Annotated in this window: 10 protein-coding genes; all 10 read right to left on the bottom strand. The window is 65.2% G+C overall.

Features of this window, described 5'->3' with window-relative positions; translation table 11 throughout:
• Positions 1 to 31 precede the first annotated feature (31 nt).
• Positions 32 to 3,229 carry a PPE family protein gene (locus AWC27_RS09065; RefSeq protein ID WP_245846947.1) on the bottom strand — a complete coding sequence of 1,066 codons (3,198 nt, stop codon included), beginning with the start codon at positions 3,227 to 3,229 and terminating at the stop codon, positions 32 to 34.
• Between the two features lie 119 nt (positions 3,230 to 3,348).
• Complete coding sequence (locus tag AWC27_RS09060; protein WP_085670165.1) at positions 3,349 to 6,291, bottom strand: AfsR/SARP family transcriptional regulator; 2,943 nt, start codon at positions 6,289 to 6,291, stop codon at positions 3,349 to 3,351.
• 138 nt (positions 6,292 to 6,429) lie between these two features.
• A complete protein-coding gene (locus tag AWC27_RS09055) occupies positions 6,430 to 7,647 on the bottom strand; it encodes a PPE family protein (RefSeq protein ID WP_085670164.1) in 1,218 nt (405 codons plus the stop codon).
• A 64-nt stretch (positions 7,648 to 7,711) separates the two neighbouring features.
• Entirely contained in the window at positions 7,712 to 8,923 is a 1,212-nt protein-coding gene (locus tag AWC27_RS09050) for a PPE family protein (protein WP_085670163.1), read from the bottom strand.
• Positions 8,924 to 8,952: 29 nt separating this feature from the next.
• Positions 8,953 to 9,252 carry a PE family protein gene (locus AWC27_RS09045; protein WP_085670162.1) on the bottom strand — a complete coding sequence of 100 codons (300 nt, stop codon included), beginning with the start codon at positions 9,250 to 9,252 and terminating at the stop codon, positions 8,953 to 8,955.
• A gap of 473 nt (positions 9,253 to 9,725) precedes the next feature.
• Complete coding sequence (gene rlmB / locus AWC27_RS09040; protein WP_085670161.1) at positions 9,726 to 10,658, bottom strand: 23S rRNA (guanosine(2251)-2'-O)-methyltransferase RlmB; 933 nt, start codon at positions 10,656 to 10,658, stop codon at positions 9,726 to 9,728.
• A complete protein-coding gene (cysS, locus tag AWC27_RS09035) occupies positions 10,659 to 12,065 on the bottom strand; it encodes a cysteine--tRNA ligase (protein ID WP_085670160.1) in 1,407 nt (468 codons plus the stop codon).
• Between the two features lie 57 nt (positions 12,066 to 12,122).
• Positions 12,123 to 12,602: a 2-C-methyl-D-erythritol 2,4-cyclodiphosphate synthase gene (ispF, locus tag AWC27_RS09030; protein ID WP_083115949.1), complete on the bottom strand. Its 480-nt coding sequence runs from the start codon at positions 12,600 to 12,602 to the stop codon at positions 12,123 to 12,125.
• On the bottom strand, positions 12,599 to 13,276 hold the full coding sequence (ispD, locus tag AWC27_RS09025; RefSeq protein WP_085670159.1) for a 2-C-methyl-D-erythritol 4-phosphate cytidylyltransferase: 678 nt from the start codon (positions 13,274 to 13,276) through the stop codon (positions 12,599 to 12,601). Before ispD ends, ispF begins: the two co-directional genes overlap by 4 nt.
• A gap of 20 nt (positions 13,277 to 13,296) precedes the next feature.
• Positions 13,297 to 13,785, bottom strand: a complete 489-nt coding sequence (carD, locus tag AWC27_RS09020) for an RNA polymerase-binding transcription factor CarD (RefSeq protein WP_003419482.1) — start codon at positions 13,783 to 13,785, stop codon at positions 13,297 to 13,299.
• Positions 13,786 to 13,892: the final 107 nt, after the last annotated feature.

The raw sequence follows: 13,892 nt of genomic DNA, 5'->3' as shown, positions 1-13,892 counted from the left end.
AATTTCGTGAACTGCGGCGGGCACCTGCGACTCAGTAGCGGATGCCGGTGGCGAAGAAACCGGACAGCCCGCCGCCGACGTTTCCGATGCCCGAATTGAAGGCAGCGGCCACCAGGCCCAGGGGCCCGGTGTTGTACAGGCCCGAAATGCCGGCGCCCAGGTTGGCCGCCCCGGAGGCCATGGCTCCGACGTTGCTGAAACCGGAGACGAGCTCGTGGGCCGCATTGAACATCCCCGAGGTCAGCGAACCGGAATTGAAGAAGCCCGAGTTGCCGCCGGTTCCGGCGTTGAAGAAACCCGAGGACAGACCGGCCGTGGCGTTGCCGAAGCCGGGGGTCGGGGCGAAATGAATTACCGGGACGGTGATAGGGCCGACGGTGTTGACGATCGGTATGTGTAATTTAGCGGGCCCCACGGTGATCTCGAGTGGGATGTGATTGATGATGATGTCGGGAACCTCGACTTTTAAGTCTCCCGAGATCGGGACATGGGCGGTGCCGAGGTCACCGAAGCTGATGTCGAATTTTGCGTCCACCGGGACGGGAATATCGAACGCGTGAACTTTAAGCCCGGTAATGGATCCGGTGACCGGTATTGATAGATTCACATCCGCGGCGAGGTTCAACGGAATTCCACCGATCGCAAGGGTGTAGTCGTAGCCCACTCGGCCCTGGTTATCGCCACGCCAGAAGAAGCCGTTGTTACCGGTACCGGAGTTGAATGCGCCAGTGTTCAGGTTGCCTGAATTATAACCGCCGGTATTAGTGTTTCCAATATTGTAGAAACCGGTGTTGGCGGTGCCCGGATTGAAGCTTCCGGTGTTGACGTCGCCTATATTGAATGCGCCGGTGTTGTAGCTGCCGGCATTGAACAAACCGGTATTGAAACTGCCGACGTTGCCGATGCCGGTGTTGCCGACCGCGGCATTGAACAGGCCGGTGTTGAAGCTGCCCGTATTACCCAGTCCCCAGTTGCGGTGACCCGAGTTGGCAAAGCCGGCGTTGCCGGACCCGGAGTTGAACAAGCCGGTGTTGTCGGTGCCCGAGTTGACGCCGCCGAACCCGACGAGGTTAGTGCCGGTGAAGCCGATTCCCCAGTTGCCGTTGCCGGTGTTGGCAAAGCCGATGTTGCCGTTGCCGGTGTTGCCGAAACCGATGTTCCAGTCGCCGGTGTTGCCGAAACCGATGTTGTGGCTGCCGGTGTTGCCGAAACCCAAATTGACATTGCCCAGGTTGCCGAATCCGATGTTTCCGCTGCCCAGGTTGCCCAAACCGGCGTTCAGGCTGCCGAAATTCCCGCTGCCGAAGTTGAGCCCGCCGATGTTGCCGCTGCCCAGGTTGAGGTCGCCGACATTGGCGCTGCCCAGGTTGAGGCCGCCGGCGTTGGCTAAGCCCCCAGCGAGGTGGCGGTAGCCCGACCCGGGGGTGCCCAGGTTTTGGAAGCCCGATTGCAGGGCGCCGACATTGAACAGCCCCGAATTGCCGAAGCTGCCCGATGACGCATTGACGAAACCCGAATTGCCGGCGCCCAGGTTGCCGAACCCCGATGTGCCGCCCGCACCGCTGTTGAAGAAACCCGATGACGGCGCTGTGGTGCTATTTCCGAACCCGGGCCCGGCCGGCATATCGAACACCGGAATGCTGATCGGCCCGATGCCGCCGCTGACCTTTACGCCGATGAACGTCTCTGGTCCACCCACTTGGATGGAGATCGTTGGACCGTCGACGACGATGGATGGCAACTCAATGGGCCCGACGGAGCCGCTCAGGTTTTTGAGCGGGCCAAGGTTGATCTTTGGAATGGTGAATGGTTGCAGGCTGATGGTTCCCACGGCGCCCCCGACCGGAATACTCAGCGGTACGTTCAAGGGCAGATCCAGCGGGATCCGCGGAATCGTGATGCCGTACGAGAACCCGACGGTGCCCTGGCCGTTGCCGCGGGCGAAGAAGGCGTTATTCATGGTGCCGGTGTTGAATGCCCCGGTATTCAAATCACCGGTATTGGCCACACCGGTATTTATGTCGCCGGGGTTGTAGAAGCCGGTGTTGGTGTCGCCAGGGTTGAAGCTGCCCGTGTTGAAATTTCCGACATTGTAGCTTCCCGAGTTGTAGCTGCCGACATTCGCGAAGCCGGTGTTGAAGATGCCGGCATTGAATAAGCCGGTATTCGCCTTTCCGGCGTTGAATAGACCGGTGTTGTAGTTGCCGGCATTGCCGATGCCGAAATTTCCGGTGCCCGAATTGAAGTAGCCCGAATTTCCGCTGCCCGAGTTGAACAGGCCGGTGTTGGCCGTGCCGGAGTTGAGCCCGCCGAAGCCCACCAGACCGCTGCCGGTGAAGCCGATGCCCGAGTTTCCGTTCCCGGTGTTGGCCAGGCCGATATTGCCGTTGCCGGTGTTGCCGAAGCCGATGTTGTAGTCGCCGGTGTTACCGAAGCCGATGTTGTGGTTACCGGTATTGCCGAAGCCGAGGTTGCTGCTGCCCAGATTGCCCAGACCGAAGTTGCCACTGCCCAGGTTGCCCAAGCCGATGTTGAGGTCACCGAGGTTTCCGTTGCCGAAGTTGAGGCTGCCGACGTTTGCGCTACCCAGGTTGAAATCGCCGACGTTTGCGTTGCCCAGATTCAGGCTGCCCATGTTGGCGAACCCAAGGTTGAAGATGCTCGACAGACCTAACGGACGCAACGCCGCCTCGGCCGCAGGGGCGCCGCCGGTCAGGCCGGCCAATGGCGTCAACGCCGACGCGACCGCCGAAGCGCCGCAGTGATAACCGACCATCGCGGCCACGTCGTGCGCCCACATCTGTTCGTAGCTGGCCTCTGCCGAGGCGATCGCCGGCGCGTTCTGCCCGAAGAGATTCGACATCACCAGCGACACCAGTTCCGAACGGTTCGCGGCGATGATGGCTGGATGCACCATCGCGGCGCGCGCGGCCTCGTAGACGCCGGCCGCCGCTTTGACCTGACTTGCGGCCTGCTCTGCGTGGGCCGCGGCCGATTGCAGCCACCCCAGATAGGGAGCCGCGGCGTCGGCCATCGCCGTCGCCGCCGAACCCTGCCACGCCCCCAACGCCAGCCCGAGGGCCACCGACCGGAATGATGTTGCCGCCGAGCGTAGTTCGGCGCCCAACCCATTCCAGGCGTTCGCCGCCTGCAGCATCGGAGCAGAACCCGCCCCGCCGAGAATGCGCGCGGAATTGACCTCCGGCGGCCATACCGAAAAGTTGGTCACGCTGCCCACCGCCCGTCGTCGCTATCGCAGCAGACTGTGCCGAGCGGAGTTTCGGTAAGGCTTCGCGAATCATGAAATGCGCTGCTCGCCGCGGTTTTAGCGGCGCAACGACGCGCCGGCTAGGAGGCTGGTACGGCGGTTCGTTCGTAGTGCCACAGCAAGCTCGATCGCGCTCGCGCCACCACGGCGGCGACGCCGATGGGTGGCGCCCGCAGCACATCGAGGCGGGCCGGGCCCAGCTGGTCGGCGAGCACCTCGATCTGCTCGGCGGTGAGCGGCGGCGGCTTTCCCGCGTTCACGAACGCCCAGTAGAGGAAGGCGGCATCCTCATGGCCGCCAAGCCGGATCAACAACCGCGCGACGTAGCGCAGCGCCAGCCACTGCTGCGTAACATCGCCGAACCGGTCCCACAGTTCGAGCACGGTGATGAACATTTGCGCCGCGGCACCCGGGTCCCCGTACAGGGAACGTGTCGCCGCGGCTTCCATCAACGCGCTCCCGTAGACCCAGAAGTTCTGCACCTCGGCGGCCAGTCGCGCCGCATCGTCGAACAAAGCCAGCGCACGCTCCGGCTCGGATTTCCTGAGCAAGTAGCCCAGCGAGAAATATGCCATCGACTGCGCGGTCGGATTGCCCGTCTGCTCGGCGACGGCGACCGCCTCCTGCGCAGTGGGCACGGCGACGTCGTCGTTGCGCATGACGCCGTGGCAGATGGCGACCACGAAAAGCGCCCACCCCAGCCGGATCGGGTCGGATTCCTGCCGGGCGCACGCGGCCTCGGACTCCCAGTAGGCCAGCGCCTGCAACGGTTCGCCCTCGAAGAGAGCGACGTCTGCCAGCACATCCGCGGGGTACACGACGCGTGGACTCCCGCGCGCGGGCGCCTTCCCCTGCGCCAGCGCCGCAAGGGATTTCGCGCGGTCGAACTCGGCATGGTTCCAGGCGACCCGGCTGGCCGTTCCCACCGCGGCGGGGAACAACGGATGATCATGATCGGCGACGGCGATGACCCGCTCGGCCCACTCGGCTATCTCGTAGCCGATCCGCCAGCCGATCAACTCGGGCACCGACGCGACCAATCGCAGTGCCAGATCGATCTTCTGCGCCTGCATCGCATGCTCGAAGGCCGCACGCAGATTGTCGTAGTCGGGCAGCATCCGCTCAACCCATTCCTGCTCCTGAGCCTCACGCATAGCCGCGCCGGCACGTTCGGCGAGCTCGGTGAAGTACGCCGCATGCCGCATCGCGAGTTGCTCGCCAGTCCCGTTCTCCCCCAAGCGCTCTCGCCCGTAAGCACGCAGCGTCTCCAGGAAGCAGAAGCGCGTCCGTTCCTCGACAGTGCGCGTCACCACCATGGACTTGTCTACCAGGCAGGTCAGCAATTCCAGGGTGTCATCCTCGCCGGACCCGTGCGCGCCGCACACGCTGTGCGCCGCTTCCAAGTCGAAAGATCCCGCAAAGACCGATATTTGGGCGAAAAGCGACTGTTCTGGCTCGGTGAGCAAGCGGTAGGACCACGCGATCGTCTCGGCCAGGCTCTGCTGGCGGGGCAGCGCGTTGCGCGCCCCACCCCGCAACAGTCCCAGGTAATCCGGGCGCCGGGCCACGTCGAGGCTGCTCATCACCCGCATCCGCGCCGCCGCCAGCTCCACGCCCAGGGGCAGGCAATCGACCCGGCGGCAAATCTCGGCGACGGCACCCATTGGCTGGTCCTCCAGCGCGAAGTCCGGGCGGCTGGCCCGGGCACGCTCGGCGAACAGTCGGGTGGCGTCCTCCTCACGCAAAGGTGGCACGTTGACGATCCGCTCACCCGGGATGCCCAACGGCTGCCGGCTGGTCGCCAGCACCGACACCCGCGGGCAATGCCGCACGATCCGGTCGATGATCCGCCCGACAGTCTCCAGCACGTGCTCGCAGTTGTCGAAGACCAACAAGACCTCGCGCTCGCGCAGGTACTCGATCACGCTGGTCTCGATATCCATGCCTTGCTGTTGTCGCAGCCACACACTCGCCGCGACGGTGTGCACCACCGCGTCCCCGTGCTCGAGCGGGCCCAGCTCGCAGATCCACACGCCTTCGCTGAATCGCTCGTCTTCGCGGCCGGCAACCTCGAGCGCGAGCCTCGTCTTACCCACGCCCCCAACCCCGGTCAGGGTCACCAGCGGGCCGGCACCCAGCGCTTCGATGACGCGATCCAGTTCGCGCTGGTGTCCGACGAAGCTAGTGGCGCACCGCAATTGTCCCGAACGCGGCCGTTGGAAGACGGGAGGACGTGACGGCACCAGCTGGTCCGGTGCCGGCGCTCTCGCGGGGGCGTCCTCCCGATCGGCCGCCTCGCCGGTGAGGATTTGCTGATGCACCTGCTGCAACGCCGAGCCCGGATCGACGCCGAGCTCCTCGACCAGCCGCTCGCGTATCCGCCGGTAGGTGGTCAGGGCATCGGCTTGCCTGCCCGTGCGGAACTGCGCCAGCATCAACTGTGCGGCCAAACGTTCGTCGAGCGGGCTGGCCGACTGCGCCGTAGTGATCTGACCCAGCAGCTCAGCGTGCCGGCCGATGCGCAAACCGACGTCGTTGCTGTCCAATTGCACCGAAAGCCGTTCGGCCGCCAAAGCATTGCGGACGTCGTTGATCCAGGGCGTATCCAGGGCGGGAAAAGGTTCACCTGACCAGATCGCCAACGCTTGTTCGTACCACCGCGCGGCTTCCCGCGGGTCGGCACTGCCGCGTGCCTTCGCCACCATGGACCTGAATCGGTGCAGGTCCACAGATAGCGGGTCGGCGCTAAGCACGTATGCCCCCGGTTCACGCGAGATCGCGACTTCCTGAGTCTCAGCAAGCAGATTCCGCAACCGGGAGACGTATCCAGCAAGCGCGTTACGGGCACGCAGCGGTGGTCTGTCCGACCACACGCGATCAACGAGCTGGTCGATCGACACGGGCCGGTTTACGTCGATCAGAAATGCCAGCAGGACACACCGTTGCCGGGCATGACCGATTTCCAGTCGCCGCCCGTCGACTCGGGCTTCGATGTCGCCGAGCACACGGAACTCGACCGTCATCCCAGCAAACCCTCCCCGCACAGCGCAGCGAATGCAGCATGTCTGGTGGGGGTTAGCTTACGTCCGGCAACCAGGATTCGGGAGGGTCGGCACCGGCGGTCACCCCCAGCCCTAACCAAGCCCGGGCCTGGCCCGCTGTTAGCCGGCAGCCGGTGGCCTCGCCACGAATGTCAGCCGGTGTCCGTAAGCGGGAGTTCTGCGGCCGTTGCCGGCATTGACGAACTGCCCGAACGGTGGAGCCACCGGCACATTACTGGCGGCGCCCTCGGCCGCGGCCGAAATCGAGGTCGCGTTACCGATGGCTGTCACACCGGGTCCACCCGCGCCGCTAGCCGATGCCCAGCTCGCCGGGACTGACAGCCCGCTACCAAGGGGAACGGCCTTACCCAGAGCTGCTGCAATCCCGCCGACGCCGCCGCCCAGGCTGGCCCCGACGTTTGCCCCGGCGCCGGCCGCGGCCTGACCAGCGGCCTGCGCCGCCTGCCCGGCGGCCTGCGCAGCGGTGCCCAAATCACACGCAAGACTGCCCAGTTTGGCGACGCCGGCCGTCTCGTCACCGACGAAGAGCGTGTCTTGAAACCCGAACGCTACTGAGTTCATGTACGGCGAGATGTATTTGCTGTAGAGCGGGACGAGGTCGTCGAACGGCGTGTTGGCCATAATCCATTGGTCGATTGCCGCGCCCTGACCATTCAACGGCGAAGACAGCGTCTGCAGGACGTCACCCACTCGCGGCATTAGCTGCGCTCCAACGCTGTTGATTTGAGCCTGAACCGCTTGACCCGCGCTTTTGAGTACCGCGATAGCTTGATCTGCCAACCCGCCAGGGTCCACCACTTCGGCCGGCTCGGGCAATTCGGCCAACTGAGTCGCTGCCGCCGAGTTGCCCGCATAGTTGTACATAGCCGCGGCGTCCTGAGCCCAGAATTCGAGGTAGAGCGCTTCGGTCGCGGCGATCGCCGGCGTGTTCTGCCCGAGGAAGTTGGTGGCGACCAATACCGCCAGCAGTGCCCGGTTGGCCGCGATCACCGGCGGGGGAACCGATGCCGCGAACGCCACCTCATATGCGGCCGCGGCCGCGAATGCCTGGCTTGCCGCCTGCCCGGCATCCTCGGCGCCGCCGTCCATCCAGCTAATGAACGGTGACGCGGCCGCAACCAGTGCCGCTGACGCCGGCCCCACCCATGGGCCACTGGTCAGCTCCAAGATCACCGACCGATGTCCCGCCGCGGCGGCTTGAAAGTCTGCTGCCAATCCGCTCCAGGCCCCTGCGGCGGCCAGCATCGGACCGACTCCAGGACCGGCATATATGCGCCCTGAGTTGATCTCGGGCGGCAAAAGACCATAGTCGACCATCGCGCGTTATCCCCTGATGCCTGTTGACAGCTCAGCTATGTGGCCGTTGCGGTGATCTCGCCGGTTAACCGGCGGCCGGCGGCTTGGCCATGATTAAGGGCTTGAAGCCGTAGGACGGGAGATTTCGGCCGTAACCACCGCCGTTGACGAACTGCCCGAGCGGCGGGGCCATCGGGAAGCTGTTGGCACTTTCGGCCGCGGCCGGAATCGCCGCGGCCACACCGGGATTGGTGGTGGCGTGCCATGGGACCCAATTTGCGGGCACCGACAAACCTCCGATCCCCACGGCCTTGCCCAAGCTGCCGCTGATTCCGCCAAGACCCGCTCCGAGGTTGCCTGCAGCGCCGGTCGCGGCCTGCCCGGCGCCGGCGGCTGCCTGCGCCGCGCCTTCGACCGCCTTCGCGGCCGCCGGAGCGGCAGGCTTGAACAGGGTGTTGCAAAGGTTGCCGATGCCCGACCAACCGCTGGTGTTCTGTCCGATGGTCTGCGTCGACTGAATCATGGCCGCCATGGAGTTCATATACGGCGACAGGTACTTGCTGTAGAGCGGAACGATGTCGTCGAACGCGGTGTTGGCCACAATCCAGGCGTCAAGCGCCGCGCCCTGGCCATTGAGCGGCGTGGCCAAGGCCTTCACCACGTCGCTCACTCGCGTGCCCAACTGCGTATGCAGAGTATTGAGTTGGGTCTGCAGGCCTTGACCCCCGGCCTCCAAGACAGCGATCGCCTGCTCGGCCACCCCGAGTGGGTCCACCACCTCGGCCGGTGGCGCCAATGGCGTCACGTTGGTTGCCGCCGCCGCACTGCCGGCATAGGTGTACATCGCGCCCGAATCCTGGGCCCAGAACTCGGCGTACTGCGCCTCCAGCATCGAGATGGCGGAACTGTTTTGGCCGAGCACGTTGGTGGCGATCAATTCCTGCAGCAGTGTGCGGTTGGCCGCAATCAGGGGCGGCGGGACACTGGCGGCGTACGCGCGCTCGTAGGCGGCCGCCGCGGCGGCGGCCTGGCTCGCGGCTTCGGCGGCCCGCTCGGAACTACCGCTCAGCCAGGTGATGAACGGTGCGACGGCCGAAACCAGCTGCGTTGAAGCCGGACCCAGCCACGGCCCGCTGGTGAGTACCTCAATCACCGAACGGTGCCCCGAAGCCGCGGCCTGAAATTCCGCGGCCAAACCGTTCCAGGCCACCGCTGCCGACACCAGCGACGCCGCTCCGGGCCCGGCGTAGATGCGCGCCGAATTGATTTCGGGCGGCAACAATCCGTAGTCCACCATTGCCTATAACTCCCTTTCGCCCCGGCCGCTCAGTGCGCCAATGCGGCGTTGGCCGCCTCGGTCTCGGCGTAGGAACCCCCGCTGGTCGCCAACGTCGCCGCGAGCATCGCCTGGATCCTGGACGCTTGCGCACTCAGTTCCTGAAACCGCTGACCGTGGCTCGCGAACTGTGCCGCGGTCAGGATCGACACCTCATCGACAGCTGCGGGAACAACGCCGGTAATCGGCCCGGCGGCTGCCGCGCAGCCCACGTTCAAGGCCGCGCCCAGTGACTGCAGGTTGCTGGCGGCAGCCGCCAAGTGCTCAGGATAGGTACGCACATAAGACATGAGAATTCCTCCGGCGAGATAAGTGGGACGGGGTAGACGATTTGGCTGCGTCCGGCTATGGACTACCGCTGGTTTGAGACGCTGTCTGAGGGCAATCGCTCGGCTCGATATCAAAAAGATTCGGATGATACCTTCACAAATTCTATTTGTCTATATATCTCAGATAGTCTCATGCGGAAGACAGTAGATTGAAAGCTGTTACACAGAAACCGATAGCGCCAACAATTCACTCGGCGCACACTGTTGTTCAACCTGTGTTCAACTAATTATCGCCAAACTCGCAGCGACCTGCAGAAATAGTCGGGATTTTTGATCAGATGCGTTGCCATTGGTTAATCGCGCGACTCTTGAGTTCCCTATGCCGACCCCAGTTCCTGTGAAAGTTCACAGGAATGGCCGGGCCGAGTAGCACGGTTACTGTGAAAGTTCACAGGAAGATGCCGGGCGAGCACCACCGCCGGCGGCTATTCCGATCAGTTGCGGCGTTGCCGCGCGATTTCGGCGAGCACCACTCCGGCGGCCACCGAGGCGTTCAGCGACTCGGTCTTACCCGCCATCGGAATGGACACCACCGTGTCGCAATTCTCCCGCACCAATCGGGACAGCCCCTTGCCCTCCGAACCGACTACCAACACCATCGGGTCGCGGCCGTCCAAGTCATCCACCACGGTGTCACCGCCGGCGTCCAGGCCCACCACCTGAAGGCCGCGATTGGCCCAATCCTTCAGTGTCCTAGTGAGATTGGTAGCGCGCGCGATCGGGATCCGGGCGGCAGCCCCGGCGCTGGTGCGCCACGCGACCGCGGTCACCGAAGCCGAACGGCGCTGTGGAATCAGCACCCCGTGGCCACCGAACGCCGCAACCGAGCGCACGATCGCACCGAGATTGCGGGGGTCGGAGATGTTGTCCAGCGCGACCAGCATGGCCGGCGGCGACTTGAGGGCGGCCGCGATCAGATCGTCGGGATGGGTGTAGTTGTATGGCGGCACCTGCAGCGCGATGCCCTGATGCAGATGGTTGGCGGTCATCCGGTCCAGATCGCTACGCGGCACCTCGAGGATGCTGATGCCCAAATCGGCTGCGCGCGAGACCGATTCGGTGAGACGTTCGTCGGCCTCGGCGCCGAGCGCAACGTAGAGCGCGGTGGCCGGAACACCGGCACGCAGGCATTCCAGCACCGGGTTGCGGCCCAGCACGTTCTCGGTCTCGTCAACACGTTTGGCGGGGCGGCGTTGTTGCGGGGCGGGGGCCCGCTTGGCGGCGGGATGGTTGGGACGCATGTGCGCCGGCGGGGTGGGGCCCCGCCCTTCCAGGGCACGACGGCGCTGGCCGCCCGACCCGACGGTCGGGCCCTTCTTGGTGCCGGATTTGCGTATCGCCCCCCGGCGCTGAGAGTTACCGGCCATCTATTTGCCGTCGCCGCCCAGCATCCACTGCGGCCCGTCAGCGGTGTCGGTGACTTCGATGCCGGCATTCTTCAGGCGATCCCGAATCTCGTCGGCCAGCGCCCAATTGCGTTGCTCGCGTGCCTTTTCCCGGTTTTCCAATTCGGCCTGCACCAGCACGTCGACGGCGGCCAGCGCGGCCGAGGTTTCATCGCGGGATTCCCAGCGTTCGTCAAGCGGATCACAGCCGAGGATGCCCATCATCGCGCGGATCGCGGACGCGCTCTGCAGTGCGCCCTCGTGGTCACCGGCGTCCAGTGCGCGGTTGCCGTCGGCGCGGGTCTGGTGAATTTCGGCCAGCGCGATCGGCACCGATAAGTCGTCGTCGAGCGCTTCGGCGAAGCGCGGGGTCCACTGGCCGGGGCAGACCGCACCCACCCGGCTGCGCACCCGATGCAGAAACTCCTCCACCCCGACATAGGCCTTGACCGCGTCCTGTAGCGCCGTCTCGGAGAATTCCAGCATCGACCGGTAGTGCGCGCTGCCCAGGTAGTAACGCAGTTCGGCCGGCCGAACCCGTTGCAGCATCACCGGTATGGACAACACGTTGCCCAACGACTTGCTCATCTTTTCCCCGCCCATGGTCACCCAGCCGTTGTGCAGCCAGTAACGGGCGAACCCGTCGCCGGCCGCGCGGCTCTGGGCGATTTCGTTCTCGTGGTGCGGGAAGATCAAATCCATTCCACCGCAATGGATATCGAACTCGGGCCCGAGATACGTGCGAGCCATCGCCGAGCACTCCAGGTGCCACCCCGGGCGGCCGCGGCCCCATGGTGTCGGCCACGACGGCTCGCCGGGCTTTTCGCCCTTCCACAGGGTGAAGTCGCGCTGATCCCGCTTTCCGGTGGCCACACCTTCACCCTGGTGAACGTCGTCCACCCGGTGCCCGGACAGCTGACCGTACTCGGGATAGCTCAGCACGTCGAAGTAGACGTCGCCGTCGGCCGCGTAAGCGTGGCCGGTTTCGATCAGCCTTTCAATTAACTCGACCATCTGGGTGATGAAGCCGGTTGCCCGTGGCTCCGCCGACGGCGGCAACACGTCCAGCGCGTCGTAAGCCGCGGTGAAAGCGCGTTCGTGGGTGAACGCCCACTCCCACCACGGCCGGCCCGCCGCGGCCGCCTTGTTGAGGATCTTGTCTTCGATGTCGGTGACATTGCGGATGAACGCGACGTCGTAGCCGCGGGCCAGCAACCAGCGGCGCAGGATGTCGAAGGCCACCCCGCTGCGGACGTGCCCGATGTGCGGCTGCCCTTGCACCGTGGCGCCACACAGGTAGATGGAGACGTGCCCTTCGCGAAGCGGGACGAAATCACGCACGACGCCGGCCGCCGTGTCATGGAGCCGCAAGCGGGCGCGATCGGTCACGACGTGCCAGCTTACCTGGCCTATTGCCGCGTGCCGCCGAGCACAAGCGTGTGTGAGCTACCGAAGCGAAACCACCAACGCCGTCGCGATGGCCGCCAGGCCCTCGCCACGCCCGGTAAGTCCGAGCCCGTCGGTGGTGGTGGCCGATACCGCCACCGGCGCATTGAGCAGGCGCGAGAGCACCGCCTGCGCCTCAAGTCGGCGCCACCCGATCTTGGGCCGGTTGCCGATCACCTGCACGGCAGCATTGCCGACCCGATAGCCATGCTGATTGAGCAACCCGACGACATGACGCAGCATCTCGCCCCCGCTGACGCCTTGCCAGCGCGGATCGTCGACCCCGAACACGTCGCCGATATCGCCGAGCCCCGCGGCCGACAAGACGGCGTCACACAACGCATGCGCGGCCACGTCACCATCGGAATGGCCGGCGCAACCGTCTGCGCTGGGGAACAGCAACCCCACCAGCCAGCACGGCCGCCCCGGCTCGATCGGATGCACGTCGACGCCCAGCCCGACGCGCGGCAGATCCATCATCGGCGCACGATCGCTTGGGCCAGCAACAGATCCAGCGGCGTGGTGATCTTGAACGCCAGCGGGTCGCCGTCGACCACCTGAACCTGGCCGCCGACGTGCTCGACGAGAGACGCGTCGTCGGTGAAATCGGCGGTGCCGGCGCCCCGATAGGCGCGCACCAGTAGCTCGGTGGCGAACCCCTGCGGGGTCTGCACGGCCCGCAGGCCGGCCCGCTCCGGGGTGCCCAGCACCACGCCGTTGGCGTCCACGGCTTTGATCGTGTCAGAGACCGGCAGCCCGGGCACCACCGCGGCGTGGCCGGCGCGCAATGCATCCACCACCCGCGCGATCAGCGCCGGGGGGGTCAGCGGCCGGGCCGCGTCGTGCACCAACACGAACTGCGGTGCCACTGATTCCGAAAGCGCCGCCAACGCCAAGCTGACGGATTCCGTGCGGTCCGCGCCGCCGGCAACCACGGTCGCCTTGTGGCCCAGAATGAGCTTTGCCTCGTCGGTGCGGTCCGCGGGTACCGCTACCACGACTGTGTCGACGACCCCGGAATCCAGCAGGCCCTGTACGGCCCGTTCAACAAGGCTCTGCCCCTCGAGTTGACGAAACGCCTTGGGTAACCCGGCAGCGAGCCGCTGACCCGAACCTGCAGCAGGCACGATCGCAGCTACGGTGCCCCCGCCCACCTGTTAGAGCCTCGGGGTATTCAGGAAGCGGCGGCCAGAACCTCGTCGAGGATGGTTTCCGCTTTCGCGTCATCGGTGCTCTCAGCCAGCGCCAACTCACCAACCAGAATCTGGCGGGCCTTGGCCAGCATCCGCTTCTCGCCGGCGGACAAGCCACGCTCCTGGTCGCGACGCCACAGATCGCGCACAACCTCAGCCACCTTGTTCACATCCCCGGAAGCGAGCTTTTCCAGGTTGGCCTTGTACCGGCGTGACCAGTTGGTCGGTTCCTCGGTGTGGGGCGCGCGCAGGACCTGGAAAACCTTGTCCAGACCTTCCTGGCCGACGACGTCGCGGACGCCGACATACTCGGCGTTCTCGGCAGGTACTCGGACTGTCAGGTCGCCCTGCGCCACTTTCAAGACGAGATACTCTTTTTGTTCCCCTTTGATGGTTCGGGTTTCGATCGCCTCGACTAGCGCAGCACCGTGGTGTGGATAGACAACGGTGTCGCCGACCTTGAAAATCATCAGATTAGAGCCCCTTTCGTTACTCCATGCTAACACGGACCCTCAACACACGCCGAACAACGGTGCAGGTCAGGGGCATCGTCGGTGAACATTGGGGGTTGACAGGG

The organism is Mycobacterium szulgai (assembly GCF_002116635.1).
GTDB classification, from domain to species: Bacteria; Actinomycetota; Actinomycetes; order Mycobacteriales; family Mycobacteriaceae; genus Mycobacterium; species Mycobacterium szulgai.
The sequence above is the reverse complement of the archived record's forward strand: the minus strand, read 5'-3'. Positions and strand labels throughout refer to the sequence as shown.

Bases quoted from the DNA above. Each gene is read 5' to 3' on its own strand.
- rlmB (WP_085670161.1), bottom strand. From the start codon at position 10,658: ATGGCCGGTAACTCTCAGCGCCGGGGGGCGATACGCAAATCCGGCACC.
- AWC27_RS09055 (WP_085670164.1), bottom strand. From the start codon at position 7,647: ATGGTCGACTATGGTCTTTTGCCGCCCGAGATCAACTCAGGGCGCATA.
- ispF (WP_083115949.1), bottom strand. From the start codon at position 12,602: ATGATGGATCTGCCGCGCGTCGGGCTGGGCGTCGACGTGCATCCGATC.
- AWC27_RS09060 (WP_085670165.1), bottom strand. From the start codon at position 6,291: ATGACGGTCGAGTTCCGTGTGCTCGGCGACATCGAAGCCCGAGTCGAC.
- AWC27_RS09050 (WP_085670163.1), bottom strand. From the start codon at position 8,923: ATGGTGGACTACGGATTGTTGCCGCCCGAAATCAATTCGGCGCGCATC.
- carD (WP_003419482.1), bottom strand. From the start codon at position 13,785: ATGATTTTCAAGGTCGGCGACACCGTTGTCTATCCACACCACGGTGCT.
- AWC27_RS09045 (WP_085670162.1), bottom strand. From the start codon at position 9,252: ATGTCTTATGTGCGTACCTATCCTGAGCACTTGGCGGCTGCCGCCAGC.